The organism is Amycolatopsis benzoatilytica AK 16/65, from assembly GCF_000383915.1.
Classification (GTDB): domain Bacteria; phylum Actinomycetota; class Actinomycetes; order Mycobacteriales; family Pseudonocardiaceae; genus Amycolatopsis; species Amycolatopsis benzoatilytica.
This window is the reverse complement of the sequence record NZ_KB912942.1, coordinates 2170382-2189333: the sequence shown is the minus strand read 5'-3', so window position 1 is coordinate 2189333 and position 18952 is coordinate 2170382. Positions and strand designations below refer to the sequence as shown.

Sequence of the window (18952 nt, the reverse complement as noted above, 5' to 3'; positions counted from 1 at the left end):
CAGCCCGGTAGCCGCGGCCAGCGCGTTGCGCAGCTCCACAGTGGTCAGCGAGTCGAACCCGAGGTCCTTGAACGCCCGGTCCGTCTCGATCGCTGCCGGGTCGGGGTGGCCGAGCACCGCGGCGACCCGGACGCGCACGAGTTCGAGCACCGCAGCGGTCCGGTCGGGCGCGGACAGTCCAGCGAGCCGCTGCCGCAGTTCCGGCTCGCCGGCCGCGCGCGAGTCCGGCGCGGCGGCGAGCCCCTTGACCTCGGGCAGGTCCGCTAAGAACGGATTCGCCCGCAGGGTGGCGAACGCTTCGGCGAACCGGTCCCATTCGATGTCCGCCACGACCACGGCCGGGTCGCCGAGCCCGATCGCCTGCCCCAGCGAGAAGAGCGCGAGTTCCGGTGCCAGCAGCCCGAATCCGCCGCGCCGCAGCCGGCTGCCGAGCGAGTCCCCGTCGGCCATGCCGCCGTCCGCCCACGGGCCCCAGGCGACCGAGGTCGCCACGAGCCCGGCCGAGCGACGCTGTTCGGCCAGCGCATCCAGGGTCGCGTTCGCCGCGGCGTAGTTGCCCTGTCCCGGCGAGCCGAGAGTGCCCGAGACAGACGAGAAGAGCACGAACGCGGACAGGTCCGCCTCCCGCGTCAGCTCGTCCAGCGCTTGCGCCGAAGCCGCCTTTGACTGCCACACCTCGGTGAACTTCTCCGGGTTCAGCGCGTCGACAACGGTGTCCTCCACCACGCCCGCGGCGTGGAACACCGCGGTGACCGGGTATCGGTCGAGAACTTCGGCCAGCGCGGCCCGATCCGCGACGTCGCAGGCCAGGATGGTCGAGGCAGCGCCGAGTTCGGTCAGTTCGGTCCTCAGTTCTTCAGCGCCGGGAGCCTCCGGTCCGCGCCGGCTGAGCAGAAGCACGTGCTCCGCCCCGCCGCTGGCGAGCCAGCGCGCGACGTGCCCGCCGAGCGCACCGGTGCCGCCGGTCACGAGCACCGTGCCCGAAGGCTGGTAAGTCTCGGTTTCGACGCCAACGGCGGTCCGGCGGGCCAACCGTCGCACGAAGGAACCCGAAGCGCGGATGGCCAGTTGGTCCTCGGTTCCGGCCACCGCGGACGCGAGCCGCCCTGCGGTGGCACTGTCCATTTCGGATGGAAGATCGACCAGGCCGCCCCAGCGGTCGGGATATTCGAGCGCGACTACCCGGCCCAAGCCCCACACCCCCGCCCCGGCGGGATCGGCGATCCGCTCGGACTGCCCGATCGCCACCGCGGCGCGGGTGACGCACCACAGCGGCGCGCTGATCCCGGCGTCGCCGAGGGCCTGCACCAAGGTGGCGGTCAGCGTCAGCCCGGCGGGCACGACGGATTCCCGATTGTCCAATGCCACCAGCGAAAGCACGCCAGCGAAACCGGTGCCGCACTCGCGCAGCTGTTCGGCGATGGCGGCGCGATCGGTCCCGGTCAGCTCCGCTCGGACGGTGTCCGCGCCCAGCCCGCTCACCGCGGTGCCGATCCATTCAGCGTCCGCGCCGGAGGTAGTCACGACCAGCCAGGTGCCAGTGGCCTTCCCGCGGTCCGCGCTGGCGGGCAACGGTTTCCAGCTCGTCCGGTAGCGCAGTCGGTCCGCAGTGGACCGGTCCTGCCTGCGGCGGCGCCAGGTGGACAGCGCGGGCGTGATCGCGGCGAGCGTGGCGGCATCGAGGTCGAGTGCCGCCAGTGAACCGAGGTCCTCGCGTTCGACCGCGGCCCAGAACTCCGCGTCGACCGGGTCGGCGGCACCGGTGGCCGGGGTCTCGCCGGGCTCGGGCCAGAACCGCTGGTGCTGGAAGGGATACGTCGGCAGGTCGATCCGGCTCGCCCGGGAACCGGCGAAGAACGCGGCCCAGTCGAGCGCGGCGCCGTGGACGTGCAGCCGGGCCAGCGCGGTGGCCAGGGCAGTCGCCTCGGGCCGGTCCCGGCGCAGCGCCGGGACCACTACGACATCGCACTCCTCACCGAGAATCTGTTCCACCGCACTGGAAAGCACGACATCCGGGCCCAGTTCGACGAACGTGGCGACGCCGTCGGCGGCCAGTACGGTGACAGCGTCGGCGAACCGCACGCAGGTGCGGACGTGCTCGGTCCAGTAGCGCGGATCGCACATCTGCGCGGCCGTGGCGAGCGTGCCAGTCACGGTGGAAACCAGCGGGATCACCGGTTCCTGGTAAGCGATGCCTTCCGCGACGCGGCCGAACTCTTCCAGCATCGGGTCCATCAGCGGCGAGTGGAAAGCGTGGCTCACGATGAGCCGTTTGGTCTTGCGGCCCTCGGCCTTGAACCGTGCGGCGACGGCCAGTACGGCTTCCTCGTCGCCCGAGACGACCAGCGAGGCCGGTCCGTTGATCGCGGCGATCGAGACCCGCTCGGTCAGGTGCGGCGTCACCTCGTCCTCGGTCGCCTCCAGCGAGACCATCGCGCCACCCTCGGGCAGTGCTTGCATCAGGCGGCCGCGAGCGGCCACCAGCGCACAGGCGTCTTCCAGCGAAAAAACCCCGGCGACGTGCGCGGCGGCGATCTCGCCGATCGAGTGCCCGGCCAGGCAGTCCGGCCGGAGGCCCCAGGACTCGGCCAGCCGGAACAGCGCGACTTCCAGTGCGAACAGCGCGGGCTGCGCGTAGCCGGTGGTGTTGAGCAGCTCGGCCTCGGGCGTTCCGGCCGCCGCGAAGACGATCTCCTTCAGCGGGCGGTTCAGTTCGACGTCGAAGCAGGCCGCCGCGGCGTCGAAAGCGTCGGCGAAGACCCCGAACCGCTCGTACAGTTCGCTGCCCATGCCCGGCCGCTGGCTGCCCTGCCCGGTGAACAGGAACGCGGTCCGGCCGCCCGTCGCGGTGCCGAGGACCAGACTGCCGTCCGGCATCCGGTCGCGCAGCGCGGTCAGGCCGCGGACGACGTCGCCGTGCTCACGAGCGACCACGCCGGCGCGGCGTTCGAAGCTCGCCCGCGAGGTCGCCAGCGAGAACGCGAGGTCGGTCAGATGCGTGTCCGGCCGGGTGTGGAGCAGCGACAGCAGTTGTCCGGCCTGATCGCGCAGGGCCTGGTCGGTGCGGCCGGACAGCAGGACCGGGACGACCCCGCCCACCGGTTCGCCGGCCTCCGCCGGTTCCGCGGGTGCGGGAGCCTGTTCCAGCACAGTATGGACGTTGGTGCCGCCCAGCCCGAACGAAGACACCGCCGCCCGGCGCGGCCGGCCGGTCTCGGGCCACTCGACCTGTTCGGTCAGCAGCTGGATCGCGCCCGAGGACCAGTCCACCTGCGACGAAGGCTCGTCGATGTGCAGCGTCTTCGGGACCACGCCGTGCTGCATCGCCGTCACGGCCTTGATCACGCTCGCGACCCCGGAAGCCATCTGCGTGTGCCCGATGTTGGACTTCACCGAGCCCAGCAGCAACGGGCGTTCCCGGTCCTGCCCGTAGGTGGCGAGGATCGCCTGCGCCTCGATCGGGTCGCCGAGCGCGGTGCCCGTGCCGTGTCCTTCCAGGACATCGACTTCCGAGGCGGCCAGACCCGAGTTGGCCAGCGCCTGACGGATCACCCGCTGCTGCGACGGGCCGTTCGGCGCGGTCAGCCCGTTGGACGCGCCGTCGGAATTCACCGCCGAGCCGCGAATCACCGCAAGCACCTGGTGGCCGTTACGGACCGCGTCGGACAGTCTTTCGACGAGCACGAGACCGGCGCCCTCGGCCAGGCTCATGCCGTCGGCAGCTTCGGCATAGGCCTTGCAGCGGCCGTCCGCGGCCATCGCGCGTTGGCGGCTGAAGCCGATGAAAGCGTTGGGCGTGGCCATCACGCTGACCCCGCCCGCCAGCGCCATCGAACTCTCGCCGCTGCGCACGGACTGGCACGCGAGGTGCAGCGCCACCAGCGAGGACGAGCACGCGGTGTCCATGGTGACCGCGGGGCCCTCCAGCCCGAACAGGTACGCGACCCGGCCGGACAGGATGCTCGGGAGCGTGCCGGTGACCTGGTGCCCTTCGGAGCCGTCCGAAGCGCTGTCGCCGACGGCGTTGTAGTCCTGGTAGCTGGCGCCGACGAAGACGCCGGTCCGGCTTCCGCGTGCGGTGGCTGGATCTATTCCAGCGCGTTCGAACGCCTCCCACGCCGTCTCCAGCAGGATCCGCTGCTGCGGGTCCATCGACAGCGCTTCGCGCGGCGAGATCCCGAAGAACCCCGGATCGAAGGCGGCCACGTCCGTGAGGAACCCGCCCTTCGTCGAGTAGGTCTTGCCCTTGCGGTCCGGGTCGGCGTCGAAGAGTCCGGCCTCGTCCCAGCCGCGGTCGGCCGGGAAGCCGGAGATGACGTCCGCGCCGCGCACGACGACGTCCCAGAGGTCCTCCGGGGACCGCACCCCGCCCGGGTAACGGCAGCTCATCGCGATGACGGCGATCGGCTCGCCGGTTTCGGCAAGGGCAGGGCCGGCCAGTGCAGTGGTGGCGACCGGCGTCCCAGCGATCTCCGAGCGCAGGAACGCGGCGAGCGCCACCGGGCTCGGGTAGTCGAACACCATCGTGCTGGGCAGGGCCAGTCCGGTGGCGGCGGCGAGGCGGTTGCGCAGGTCCACCGCGGTCAGCGAGTCGAAACCGGCGTCGCGGAACGCCCGCTGCTCGCCGAGCGCGTCGGCGGAGTCGTGCCCCAGCACGGTGGCCGCTTCTGTGCGGACCAGGCCGAGCAGCGTCCGATCCTGTTCGGCGGCGGGCAGCGACCGCAGCCGGGTGGCGAACTCGCCGTCCCCGGCAGCCGTCTTGGTCTCTTCCTCGACGGCGAGCCCACGCACCTGCGGCACCTCGGAGAACAGCGCGGTGGGCCGGACCGAGGTGTAGACCGGGTGATAACGCTCCCAGTCGATGTCGGCGACCGCGACCGCCGCCTCGTCCCCGTCCAGCGCGCGCCGGAGCCCGGCCAGCGCCAGCGCGGGCTCCATGAACACCAGGCCGCTGCGGCGGATCTGCTCGGGATCGACCCGGCCGAGTTCCCGGTCGTCGGCCCAGATGCCCCACGAGACCGAGGTCGCCGGGAGCCCGCGGGACCGGCGGTTTTCCGCGAGGGCGGCGAGATAGGCATTGCCGGCCACGTAGGCGGCGTGCAGCCCGCTCCCCCACATCCCCGCAGTCGAGGAGTAGAGCACAAACGCGTCGAGCTCCTCTTCGGCGAGCAGTTCGTCGAGGTGCCGCGCGCCCTGGACCTTCGCCCGCACGACCCGGGCGAAGGACGGCAGATCGGTGGCGTCGAGCGAGGCGAGTTCGATGATCGCGGCGGTGTGCACGACCGTTCGCACCGTCCGGCCCGCGGACTTCAGCTCGCCCAGCAGCCGCGCGACCGCTTCGCGATCGGCCACGTCGCACGCGACCAGGTCCGCTTCGGCGCCGTAGGCGGTCAGCTCGGCCAGCAGTTCGGGCGCGCCGGGCGCGTCGATGCCGCGCCTGCTGGTCAGCACGATGTGCTCGGCGCCTTGTTCTGCCAGCCACCTCGCCAGATGCTTGGCCAGGGTTCCGGTGCCGCCGGTGATCAGTGTGGTGCCACGCGGGGTCCAGGCCCGGTCCGGGTCCGGTTCGCCCGCCTGGGCGGGGACCACCCGCCGGGCGAGCACGCCCGACGAGCGGATCGCGAGCTGGTCTTCGCCGGTCGCCCCCGTCAGCACGCTCGCCAGCCTCCCGGCCGCTCGCCGGTCGAGGTCCTCGGGAAGGTCCACGACGCCGCCCCAGCGCTGCGGGAACTCCAGTGCGGCGGTCCAGCCCAGGCCGGTCACTTGCGCCTGCAGCGGGCGGGCCGCCCGGTCCGCGTGGCCGGTGGAAACCGCGCCTCGGGTGAGGCTCCACAGTGGAGCGTCGCAGCCGAGGTCGCCGAGCGCCTGGACGAGCGAGACGCTCAGCGCGAGGCCGAGGGTGAGTTCGGGGTGGCCTTCGCTCGGCTGCTCCGCGAAGGCCAGCAAGGAGACGACGCCGGCCACGTCCGGGACCGCGTTCAAGAGCCCGGCGAGGACTTCGCGGTCGGTCGCGGATTCGTCCAGCACGAGCCGTTCGGCCCGGGCGCCGTGGCTTTCCAGCAGTGCGAGGACCTCGGCATCGGCACCGGCGTTCTCGGCGGACACCACCAGCCAGGTCCCGGACAGCACGGCCGCGGGCCCGGTTTTGACCGGCTTCCAGACCGCGCGGTAGCGCCAGGAGTCCACTGTGGACTTATCCTGCCGGTTCCGCCGCCAGGCCGACAACGCAGGCAGCACTGCGTCCAGCGCCGCACGGTCGACTTCGAGGCTCGCGCTGAGCGAGTCGAAATCCTGTCCCTCGATGGCTTCCCAGAGTTCCGTGTCGGCACTGTCGGCTGCCGCGTGCTGCGGCTCGACCGCGACCGCGTAGAAGTTCTCGTGCTGGAAGGCGTAGGTCGGCAGCGCGACACGGCGGAAGCCCGGGAACAGCTCCGGCCAGCCGACCCGCACCCCGCGCACGAAGACCTCGGCCAGCGAAGTCAGGAACCGGGTCACGGTGTCCTGGTCGCGGCGCAGCGAACCGGCCACCACCGCCTTGACGGCGGCCGCGTCCGCGACGTCCTGCACCGCCGCGATCAGCACCGGGTGCGGGCTGGCCTCCACGAACGCGCGGTGCCCTTGGGCGATCAGTTCGGCGATCGCCGGGGCGAATTCGACCCGCTGCCGCAGGTTCCGGTACCAGTAGCCGGCGTCCATCCCGGTGGTGTCGAGCCAGTCGCCGGTCACCGTGGAGAAGAGCGGGACCTCCGAAGCCCGCGGGCGGACCTCGGCCAGCGCCGAGGACAGCTCTGCTTCGAGCAGTTCGACCTGCGCGGAATGCGACGCGTAGTCCACCGCGATCCGGCGCACCCGGATTTCCTCGGCGGTCAGCTCCGCGAACAAGGTATCGAGCAGCTCGGGCTCGCCGGATACGACGACCGACGCCGGTCCGTTGACCGCCGCGATCGAGATTCCCTCGCCGCGGCCCGACAGCCTCGCTTCGACGTCCGCGGCGGGCAAGGCGATCGACATCATGCCGCCCGCTCCGGCCAGCGTGCGCCCGATGGCCTGGCTGCGCAGCGCGACCACCCTGGCTCCGTCGGACAGCGACAGCGCTCCCGCCACGACCGCGGCGGCGATCTCGCCTTGGGAGTGGCCGACCACGGCGTCGGGCTCGACCCCGTGTGAACGCCACAGCTCCGCCAGCGAAACCATGACCGCCCACGTGGCGGGCTGAACGACGTCCACGCGGTCGAGCGTCGGCGCGCCTTCGACCTGACGCAGGACGTCGATCAGGGACCACTCCACGAACGGCGACAACGCGGCCGCACACTCGGCGAGCCGCCCGGCGAAGACCGCCGACTCGTCCACCAAGCGGGCGCCCATCCCGGCCCACTGCGCCCCCTGGCCGGGGAACACGAACACCGTACGGCCGTCGACGTCCGCCGTCCCGGTCACGACCTCCGGCGAAGAGCCGGAGCGGCTGAATGCGTCCAGCGCCGTCCGTGCCCCGGCGCGGTCCGCGCCGAGCACGACCGCGCGGTGCTCGAAGAGCGAGCGCGAGGTGACGAGCGAGTAGCCGACGTCGCCGAGCCGGAGTTCCGTCTCCGTGTCCAGATAGGACCTCAGGGCCTCGGCCTGTCCCCGGAGCGCGGCCGGGGACTTGCCGGAGAGCACCAGTGGGAAGATCCCGGCCGCGACTTCGGGTTCCTCGGCGGGAACCTCCTCCGGGACGTGTTCGAGGATGAGGTGCGCGTTGGTGCCGCTGATGCCGAACGCCGAAACGGCCGCGCGGCGCGGGCTGCCGGTCTCCGGCCACTCCTTCGCTTCGCGCAGCAGCTCGATGCTGCCCGCGGACCAGTCGATGTGCGGCGAACGGGTCTCCGAGTGCAGCGTGCGCGGCAGCATCCCGTGCCGCATCGCCAGCACCATCTTCATGACCCCGGCGATCCCGGCCGCAGACTGCGTATGACCGATGTTGGTCTTGACCGAGCCGAGCAGCAGCGGCCGCTCCGGGTCACGGTCGCGGCCGTAGGTGGACTGGAGCGCCTGCACCTCGATCGGGTCGCCCAGCGCGGTGCCGGTGCCGTGGCCTTCGACCGCGTCGATGTCCGAAGCGGACAGTCCGGCCCCGGCCAGAGCCTGCCGGATGACGCGCTGCTGGGACGGACCGTTCGGCGCGGTCAGCCCGTTGGACGCACCGTCCTGGTTGATCGCCGAACCCCGCACCACCGCCAGCACCGGATGCCCGTTGCGGCGTGCGTCGGAGAGGCGTTCCATCAGGACCAGCCCGACCCCCTCGGCCAGCAGCATGCCGTCGGCACCGTCGCCGAACGCCTTGGTCCGGCCGTCGGCGGCGAGCGCCCGTTGCCTGCTGAAGGCGATGAACGGGCCAGGGTTGGCCATGATGTGCGCGCCGCCCGCGAGTGCGAGCGAGCTTTCCCCGCTGCGCAGCGACTGGCAGGCAAGGTGCAGTGCCACCAGCGAGGACGAGCACGCGGTGTCGACGGTGACCGCCGGGCCTTCCAGCCCGAACAAGTAGGCCACGCGACCGGACAGGACACTCGGGCTCGTGCCGGTGACCAGCATGCCCTCGGATCCGCTGAGATCGGCTCCGGCGCCGTAGTCCTGATAGCTGGCTCCGACGAACGTGCCGGTGCGGCTGCCGCGGACGGTTTCCGGATCGATCCCCGCCTGTTCGAAGGCCTCCCACGCGGTCTCCAGCAGCAGCCGCTGCTGCGGATCGGTCGCCAGCGCCTCGCGCGGCGAGATTCCGAAGAATCCGGGGTCGAATTCACCGGCTTCGTGCAGGAACCCGCCGTGAGTGGTGTACGTGTGGCCGGGCCGGTCCGGATCCGGGTCGTAAAGGCTCTCGCCGTCCCAGCCGCGGTCGGCGGGGAAATCCGTGCCCGCGTCGACGCCCCGGCGCATCAGGTCCCACAGGTGCTCGGGCGAGCGGACGCCGCCGGGGAACCGGCAGCTCATGCCGACGATGACGATCGGGTCGCCGTCGGCGGCCACCGTTCCGGCCGCGTCCGGGACCGCCGTGTCGCCGCCGAGCGCCTCGGTGCGCAGGAACGCCGCCAGCGCGGCCGGGTTCGGATAGTCGAAGGCCAGGGTGGCCGGCAGCGCCAGGCCGGTCGCCCTCGCCAGCCGCTTGCGCAGTTCCACCGCCGTCATCGAGTCGAACCCGAGGTCGCGGAACGATTGCCGCTCCGCGACCGCCGACGCGGAATCGTGCCCGAGCACGACCGAGGCTTCGGCACGGACCAGTTCGAGCACCGACCGGTGCTGTTCGGGCTCGTCCATCCCGCGCAGACGCGCGACGAAATCCGAACCGCTCGCGGCGGATTCCGCGTCGAGCGCGGTGCGGGCTTCGGGCAGGTCCGCGAGCAGCGGACTGGGCCGAGACGAGGTGAAGATCGGGAAGTACCGCTGCCAATCGACGTCGGCGACGGTCACCGCGACGTCCTGCTGCACCACCGCGCGGCGCAGTTCGGCGATCGCTGCTTCGGGGTTCAGGAACGACAGCCCGCGGCGGGCGAGGTCCTCGGAAACTGCGTCGTCCAGTGCCATTCCGGCCTCGGCCCACGGTCCCCACGCGATCGAGGTCGCGGCCAGTCCCCGGTTGCGCCGCGCTCCGGCGAGCGCGTCGAGGCACGCGTTGCCCGCGGCGTAGGCGCTCTGACCGCCGCTGCCCCACACTCCCGCTATCGAGGCGAACAGCACGAAGAAGTCGAGGCCGGTGTCGCCGAGCAGATGATCGAGATTGAGCGCGCCGGAAACCTTCGCCGACATGACCCCGGCGAACGTTTCGAGGTCGGTCTCGGGCAGCGGCGACGACTGGCCGGTGCCCGCGGCGTGCACCACGCCGGTCAGCGGGTGCTCGACGGGGATTCGGTCCAGCACCGCCGCCAGCGCGGCGCGGTCCGCGACATCGCAGGACACGATGTCCACGCGCGCGCCCAGTGCCGCCAGTTCGGCACGCAGGTCGGCCGCGCCGGGCGCGGCGTCGCCGCGGCGGCTGACCAGGATCAGGTTTTCCGCGCCGCTGCGGGCGAGCCAGCGCGCGCATTCGGCGCCGAGCGCGCCGGTCCCGCCGGTCACCAGCACGCTGCCGGACGCGGTGAACTCGTCGGGCAGCTCACTCACCGGGTAGCGCACCAGCCTGCGACCCGATGCGCCGGACGGCCGGATGGCGACCTGGTCCTCGCCGTCGAGCCCGGCCAGAACGGCCGCCAGGGTCCCGGTGGCGCCGTCCAGGGTCGCGGGGACGTCGACCAGGCCACCCCAGCTCCGCGGGTACTCCAGCGCCGCGACCCGGCCGAACCCCCACACCGCGGCCTGGGCCGGGCTGGTGACGGGGTCCCAGTGCCCGGTGGAGACGGCTCCGCTGGTGACTGTCCACAGTGGAGCCGCGACCCCAGCGTCGCCGTGCGCTTGGACCAGCGAGACGGTCAGGGCCAGCCCGCGGGACAGCACGGGGAAGGCGTCGTCGGGTTGTCCCGCCAAGGCGAGCAACGACACGATGCCCGTCACGTCCTCGGCTGCTTCGGCGAGCAGGGACGCGAGCGCGGCGCGGTCGGCGTGCGATTCGCCGATGCTGACGCGGCGGACCTCGGCACCGTGCGCGGTGAGCGCCGACTCGATCTGCTCAGGGTCGATCTGCTCAGCGTCGATCTGATCGGTCGTGACGACCAGCCAGGTGCCGCCGAGCACGGGTGCCGTCGCGGGCCGGAGTGGCTTCCATTCCAGCCGGTAGCGCCATGAGTCCAGCAGCGAGCGTTCCCGCCGGTCCTGTCGCCACGAAGTGAAGGCAGGCAACACCGAGCCCAGCGCGGACAGCTGCTCGGCACGCAGGCCGAGCAGGGCGGCGAGATCGTCCGCGTCGCCGCGCTCGACGGCGGCCCACAGCCGGTCGTCGGCCGGGTCGGCCGCCGGGCGCGCGGGGACGACCTCAGGCCAGAAGGCCTGGTGCTGGAAGGCGTAGGTCGGCAGGCCGACCTTGCGGGCACCGGTACCGGCGAAGAACGCGGACCAGTCGACCGCGATCCCGCGCACGTGCAGGCGGGCCAGCGCCTCAGTCAGCGCGAGGTCCTCCGGCCGATGGCCGCCCAGCACCGGCAAGGCTTCAGCCTCAGTGTCCTGGCCGGCCAGGACGTCCTCGGCCATCGCCGACAGGACGCCATCCGGGCCGAGTTCCAAGAACGTGGTCAGCCCGGAGTTCCGCAACGCGGCGACACCGTCAGCGAACCGCACCGTGCCGCGGACGTGCTCGACCCAGTACTCCGGGGAAGACACCTGTCCCGCGGCGGCGAACTCGCCGGTCAGGTTCGACACCAGGGGGAGCACCGGCTCCGCGTAGGACAGTCCCTGCGCCACCGCACGGAAGTCTTCGAGCATCGCGTCCATGTGGGACGAGTGGAACGCATGGCTCACCCGCAACCGCTTGGTCTTGCGGCCCAGCTCGGCGAAGTGCGCGGCGACCGCGCTGACCGCGTCCTCGTCGCCGGCGACGACCACCGACGCGGGCCCGTTGACCGCGGCGAGGGACGCGCCTTCGGTCAGCAGCGGGACAACCTCGTCCTCCCCCGCCTGCACCGAAACCATCACGCCGGCATCGGAGGAAAGGTCCGCCATGAGCCTCGCCCGCGCCGCGACCAGCGTGCAGGCGTCGGCCAGGGAAAGCACCCCGGCGACGTGCGCCGCGGCCAGCTCGCCGACCGAATGGCCGGCCACCGCGGCGGGCTTGACGCCCCACGATTCCAGCAATCGGAAGAGCGCCACCTCGAGCGCGAACAGCGCGGGCTGAGTCCAGTCCGTCCGGTCCAGCAGCCGCGCTTCGGCGCTGCCCGCCGGTGCGAAAAGAACGTCGCGCAAAGGCCGGTCGAGCGATTCGTCCAGCAGGGCGGCGATCTCGTCGAGCGCCGAGGCGAAAACTGGGAACCGCTCGGAGAGCGCGCGTCCCATGCCGGGACGCTGGCTGCCCTGCCCGGTGAAAAGCAGCGCGGGCTTGACACCCCCGCCGGACGCGCCCTCGACCAGTCCGCGCGCCGGGGAGCCGGAACTCAACGCGGCCAGCGCGGCCAGCATCTCGGCGCGGTCCGCACCGACGACCGCCGCGCGCCGGTCCAGCGCCGAGCGGGTGGTGGCCAGCGACAACGCGACGTCCGCCGCGCGCAGTTCCGGCTGGGATTCCACAAAGGACTTCAGGGCGGCCGCCTGTGCGCGCAGCGCCTCCGGGGTCTTGCCCGACACCAGCCAGGGCAGAACCAGATCGTTCCGCTGCGGCTCGACGGGCCGGGCGGGCCGCGGTTCCGGGGCCTGTTCGACGATGAGGTGGGCGTTGGTCCCGCTGATACCGAACGACGATATCCCGGCGCGGCGCGGGCGTCCGGTGGCCGGCCACTCGGTCTCTTCGGACAACAACTCCACCGCGCCAGCCGCCCAGTCCACTTCGGACGACGGCACGCCGGCGTGCAGCGTACGGGGCAGCACGCCGTGGCGCATCGCCAGCACCATCTTGATCACCCCGGCAACGCCCGAGGCGGCCTGGGTGTGGCCGAGGTTCGACTTCACCGAGCCGAGCAGCAGCGGCCGCTCCTCGTCGCGGTCCTGGCCGTAGGTGGCCAGCAGCGCTTGTGCCTCGATCGGGTCGCCGAGCGTCGTCCCCGTGCCGTGTGCTTCCACCGCGTCGACGTCCGAAGCGGACAGTCCGGCACTCGCCAGCGCCTGGCGGATCACCCGCTGCTGCGACGGACCGTTGGGCGCGGTCAGCCCGTTGGACGCGCCGTCCTGGTTGACCGCGGAGCCGCGCACGATCGCGAGGACTTCGTGTCCGTTGCGCCGGGCGTCGGACAGCCGTTCGAGGACAAGGATCCCGACGCCTTCGGACCAGCCGACGCCGTCCGCGGAGTCCGAAAAGGACTTGCAGCGGCCGTCTGGGGAAAGGCCGCGCTGCCGGGCGAATTCGATCAGCGAAGCTGGCGTGGACATCACCGTCACGCCGCCGGCCAGCGCCAGCGAGCACTCCCCCGCGCGCAGCGCCTGCATCGCCCAGTGCATCGCGACCAGCGAGGAAGAGCACGCCGTGTCGACGGTGACCGCCGGGCCTTCCAGCCCGAGGACGTAGGAGACGCGGCCCGATGCGACACTCGGCGACGTACCGCTGCCCTGGAATCCCTCGAAGTCGCCGTGCGCCAGCACCGCGCCGTAGTCGTTGTACATCACGCCGGCGAACACGCCGGTCTGGCTGCCGCGCAACGACACCGGGTCGATTCCGGCACCCTCGATCGCTTCCCAGGAAGCCTCCAGCAGCAACCGTTGCTGCGCGTCGGTCGCCGTCGCTTCGCGCGGACTCATGCCGAAGAAAGCCGGGTCGAATTCGCCCGCGTCGTGCAGGAAGCCGCCAGCGCGCGCGTAGGTCGTGCCCGGGTGGTCCGGGTCCGGATCGTAGAGCGAGGCCAGGTCCCAGCCGCGGTTCGCCGGGAAGCCCGAGATGGCGTCGGCTCCTTCGCTGACCAGCCGCCACAGGTCAGCCGGCGAAGCCACGCCGCCGGGATAGCGGCAGCTCATGCCCACGATCACGATCGGGTCGTCGGCGGCAGCGGCGCGCGAGGCACGTACGGCCGGAGCGTCGGCTGCAGACTCGGCTTCGGTCAACTCGGCGAGCAGGTGCGCGGCCAGCGCGCTCGACGTCGGATAGTCGAAGACGACCGTGGCCGAGGTGCGCAGTCCGGTCGCCCGGCTGAGCCGGTTGCGCAGTTCGACCGCCGTCAGCGAGTCGAGCCCGAGGTCGGCGAAGGCGCGGCCGGGTTGGACCGCACTCGCACTGTCGTGTCCAAGGGTTGCGGCGACCTCGGTGCGCACCAGGTCCAGCACCGCGTCGGCGCGGTCCGCCTCGGTGAGCCGGGCAAGCCGCTGTACCAGCGCGGACGCCGTGCCGGTGCCGGCGATCACGGAGCGGCGGCGGGTCTTGACAAGCCCGCGCAGCAGAGCCGGAATCTCGTCGAGTGTGCGCAGCGCGCCGAGGTCGAGCCGGACTGGCAGCAGCAGCGCGTCCGGCGCGGAGAGGGCGGCGTCGAACAGCGAGACGCCCTGTTCCACGGAGAGCGGCGGTGTCCCTGCCCGCTCCAGGCGTGCCAACTCGGTGTCGGTCAGCTCGGCGGTCATGCCGCCGGACCCGGCCCACGGCCCCCACGCAAGCGACACGCCGGGCAGGCCTGCGTCCCGGCGGTGCGCGGCGAGGGCGTCCAGGAATGCGTTGGCGGCGGCGTAGTTCGCCTGTCCAGCCGCACCGAAGGTGCCCGCGACCGAGGAGAAGACTACGAACGCGGTCAGCGGCAGGTCACGGGTCAGCTCGTGCAGATGCCAAGCGGCGTCGACCTTCGGCCGCAAGACGGCATCGAGCCGCTCGGGCGTCAGCGCGTCAACGACACCATCGTCGAGCACGCCCGCCGTATGGACCACCCCGGTCAGCGGGTGCTCGGCTGGGATCGACTCCAGCATCGCCGCCAGCGCGGCCCGGTCGGCGACATCGCACGCGGCGACCACGAGTTCGGTGCCTTGTTCGGCCAGTTCGGCCACGAGATCGGCGACGCCTTCGGCCGCCGCGCCGCGTCGGCTGACCAGCAGCAGTCGACGCACGCCGTGTTCGGCGGCGAGGTGGCGGGCGAAGACTCCGCCGAGACCGTTCGCGGCCCCGGTAACGAGGACAGTCCCGTCCCCGCGCCACGGCGATTCTTCTTCGCCTGCCGGGGAAACCCGAACCAGCCGGGCTCGCAGCACGACCTCGTCCCGGATCATCACCTGCGGTTCGGCCGAGTCCACCACCGCCAGCGCCGCGCCAAGCCCGGTGACGGAAGCCGCCGCCGGGTCCAGGTCGAGCAGCGCGAACCGGCCGGGATGCTCGTTCTGGCCAGCCCGCAGCAGTCCCCGCACCGATGCGGCGGCCAAGTCGTCGCGGTCGGCTCCGCGCGTCACGAAGACCAGCCGCGAGGCCGCACACCGCTCGTCGGCCAGCCACGCCTTGACCAGGCTCAGCGTCTCGGCGGCCAGGCGGTGCGCCTCCGCGGCGACATCGGTTCCGTTGCCCCGCAACGGCACCAGGACGATCTCCGGCACCGTGCTGCCGGACCACGCCGAACCCAGCTCCGTCTCGGCCGCGGCTCCCGCTTCGCGAACAGCATCGGCAAGACCGAAGACGTCCTCACCCAGTACGCCGACGGTCGACGGCAGAACCGCCCGGCTCGCTGGGGCCTTCCGCCAGTCGACGGCGAACAACGAGTCCCGCTCCGCCGAGGCGGCGCTGCCGGGCCCGTCCGCCGCGCGCAGTACGAGTGCGTCGATCGACGCGATCGGTTCGCCTGCGGTGTCGGCGACCACGACGGAAATGGTGTCGTCAGCCAGCTTGGCGAGTTTCACCCGGGCACCGGTCGCCCCGGTGGCTCGCAGCGAGACGCCTTCCCACGAGAACGGAAGACCGCCGGAGAGACCCGCGAACGCCGAAGCGTGCAACGCGGAATCGAGAAGCGCCGGGTGGATGCCGAACGAGTCGGCGTCGGTGCCCTCGGGCAGCGTCAGTTCGGCGAAGATCTCGTCCCCGCGCTGCCAGGCGGCAGTGAGACCGCGGAACGCCGGACCGTATTCGAACCCGTTGTCGGCGAGCCGGTCGTAGTGCCCGTCGAGGTCGACAGGCTCGGCGTCGGCGGGCGGCCAGTCAACCAGGTCCGCCTCGGGCGCGGCGGCGGGGCCATCGGCAGAGAGAACGCCCGCCGCGTGCCTGACCCACGGCTGCTCGGCCGCGTCCTCGGCGGGCTCGGGCCGGGAGTAGAGGGAGAACGAACGGCAGCCGGACTCGTCGGGCGCACTGACCCAGGCCTGGACCTGGACGCCGCCGTGCTCGGGCAGGACCAGCGGAGCGGCGAGCGTCAGCTCCTCGATCCGGTCGCAGCCGACCTCGTCGCCCGCCCGGATCGCCAGCTCCAGGAAAGCCGTACCAGGCACCAGGACCGCGCCCCGCACCGCGTGATCGGCGAGCCAGGGATGAGTCTGGAGGGACAGCCGGCCGGTGAGCAGGAATCCGTCGGAGTCGGCCAAGGAGACGGCAGCGGCGAGCAGCGGATGGCGGGCCGCGCCCAGGCCCGCCGCGCGCGGATCGCCCGCTTCGGCTCCCCACGACTTCGGCCAGAACCGGCTGTGCTGGAAGGGATAGGTCGGCAGGTCCACGCGACGTGCGCCGGTTCCGGCGAAGAAGGCCTCCCAGCCGAGGCGGACCCCGTGCACGTGCAGGCCGCCAGCGGCGGAGGTGATCGAGGCGGTCTCGGAACGGCCCGCCCGCAACGCCGGGAAGGCAGCGTCGCCGATATCGTCCAGGCAGTCCCGGACCATGGCCGAGAGCACCCCGTCCGGGCCGAGTTCGAGGAACACTCCGGTGCCGTGGTCCCACAGCCAGCCGACGGCGTCGGCGAACCGGACGGCACGGCGGACCTGGTCGGTCCAGTAATCCGCGGATGTCCCCTGTTCGGCTGTCATCGCTGCGCCGGTCACCGTCGACACGATCGGGATCAGCGGCGGCTGCGCGGAAAGCCCCGCCACCAGCGTTCTGTACTCGCCGAGCATCGAATCGAGGTCCGGCGAGTGGAACGCGTGCGAAACCTTGAGTTTTCTCGTCTTGCGGCCCAGCGCCGCGAAGTGCGCGGCGATCTCGTCGACCACCTCGCTGGCGCCAGACACGACCACCGAAGCAGGTCCGTTCACCGCGGCGATCGAGACCGCGTCTTCCCTGCCCGCCACGAGCGCCGCGGCCTCGGCTTCCGACGCCTGCAACGACACCATCGATCCGGTGGCCGGCAAGGCCTGCATCAACCGGCCCCGAGCGGCGACCAGCGCGGCCGCGTCTTCGAGGCTGAAGACACCGGACACGTGAGCCGCGGCGAGTTCGCCGATCGAGTGGCCGACGAGGAAATCCGGCTTGACACCCCAGGCTTCCGTTAGCCGGAACAGGGCGACTTCGAGCGCGAACAGCGCGGGCTGGGCGTACTCGGTCCGCTCCAGCGTTTCCGCCTGCTCGCCCCACATCACGTCCTTCAGGGGACGATCGAGATGCGCGTCGAGAGCCGCGGCGACCAGATCCAGCGCAGCGGCGAACTCCGGGAAGCGCGCGTACAGTTCGCGGCCCATGCCCAGCCGCTGGGCGCCTTGCCCGGTGAACGAGAACGCGAGTTTCGGCTTTCCGTAGGCGATTCCGCGAACGAGGCCCGATGCGGAGCTGTCCGCGGCCAGGGCGCTCAGCCCAGCGACGGCCGCCTCGCGATCGGCGGCGGCCAGCACTGCCCGGTGCTCGAAACTCGATCGCGAAGTGGCCAGCGAGCGGGCCAGATCGCCCAGGTCGAGATCCGGGTGCTCGTCCACGAACGACCGCAGATTGGCCGCCTGGGCCCGCAGCGCCTCAGCCGTCTTGCCGGAAACCGGCAGCGGCACGACACCGGCGACGGTGCCGCCGGGGTCCGCCGGGGTCTCAACGCGCGGCGCCTCCTCGATAATGGTGTGCGCGTTGGTGCCGCTGATGCCGAACGAAGAGATCCCGGCCCGGCGGGGTTCGCCGGTGTGCGGCCACGGGACCTGCTCGGTCACCAGCCGGACCGCGCCCGCGCTCCAGTCCACATGCGACGACGGAGCGCTGACGTGCAGCGTGCGGGGAACCACGCCGTGCCGCATCGCCATCACCATCTTGATCACCCCAGCCACCCCGGCAGCGGCCTGGGTGTGGCCGAGGTTCGACTTGACCGAGCCGAGCAGCAGCGGACTGGCCGCGTCCCGATCCTGCCCGTAGGTCGCCAGCAGCGCCTGCGCCTCCACCGGATCGCCGAGTGCGGTACCGGTCCCGTGCGCGTCCACGACGTCGACCTCGGCCGGGGACAGCCGGGCGCTGACGAGAGCCTGCTGGATGACCCGCTGCTGCGACGGGCCGTTCGGCGCGGTCAAGCCGTTCGATGCACCGTCCTGGTTGACCGCGGAGCCTCGGACGACCGCCAGTACTTCGTGCCCGTTGCGCCGGGCGTCGGACAGCCTTTCCAGGACGAGGATTCCGACGCCTTCGGACCAGCCCGTACCGTCCGCGTCATCGGAGAACGAACGGCAGCGGCCGTCGGCGGCGAGGCCGCCCTGCCGGCCCATCTCGACGAAGGTGGCCGGACTGGACATCACCGTGACGCCGCCCGCCAGCGCCAGCGAACATTCGTCGCCGCGGAGCGCCTGCGCCGCGAAATGCATCGCGACCAGTGATGAGGAACAGGCGGTGTCCACTGTCACCGCCGGGCCGACCAGGCCGAAGGTGTAAGACAACCGTCCGGAGAGGACGCTGGTCGTGGCACCGGTCAGCTGGAAGCCCTCCGCTCCCTCGCCAGGACCGATGCGGTAGTCCTGGGCCATCGCACCGACGAATACCCCGGTCCGGCTCCCCCGCAGCGCGGCCGGATCGAGCCCGGCGCGTTCGAAGGCTTCCCAGGACGCTTCGAGCAGTACGCGCTGCTGGGGGTCCATCGCGAGGGCTTCCCGCGGCGAAATACCGAAGAAGTCCGGGTCGAATTCCGTTGCCCCGTGAAGGAAACCGCCACCAGCGGACACGGTGTCGCCGAGGTCCCACCCGCGGTCAGGCGGGAAGCCCGAGATTCCGTCCTCGCCGTCGAGGACCATCCGCCACAGATCTTCCGGGCTGGCGACGTTCCCCGGGAACCGGCACGCCATGCCGACGATGGCAATCGGTTCTACGGCGGCTTCCTCGAGTTCGGTCACCCGCCTGCGGTACCGCTGCAGATCGGCGCCTGCCCGCTTCAGGTAGTCCCGGAGCTTTTGTTCGTTGTCCATCCCGGCTCAACCCATCCCGACCGCGAGCGGACCGCAGCTGTCCGCATCGCACATCACACGTTTCCAGTGACACACCACGGACATCGCGCGCCCGGTCGGAGCCGGG

1 protein-coding gene (only partly in view) is annotated in these 18952 nt (G+C 72.0%); it reads right to left on the bottom strand.

Annotated elements, in window-relative coordinates:
- On the bottom strand, positions 1-18846 hold the 5' portion of the coding sequence (locus AMYBE_RS0110230; protein WP_020659280.1) for a type I polyketide synthase. The gene continues 9255 nt to the left of window position 1, outside the view; the window shows 18846 of its 28101 coding nt (coding positions 1-18846); the start codon lies at positions 18844-18846; its stop codon lies beyond the left edge, outside the window.
- Between the last annotated feature and the right edge of the window lie 106 nt (positions 18847-18952).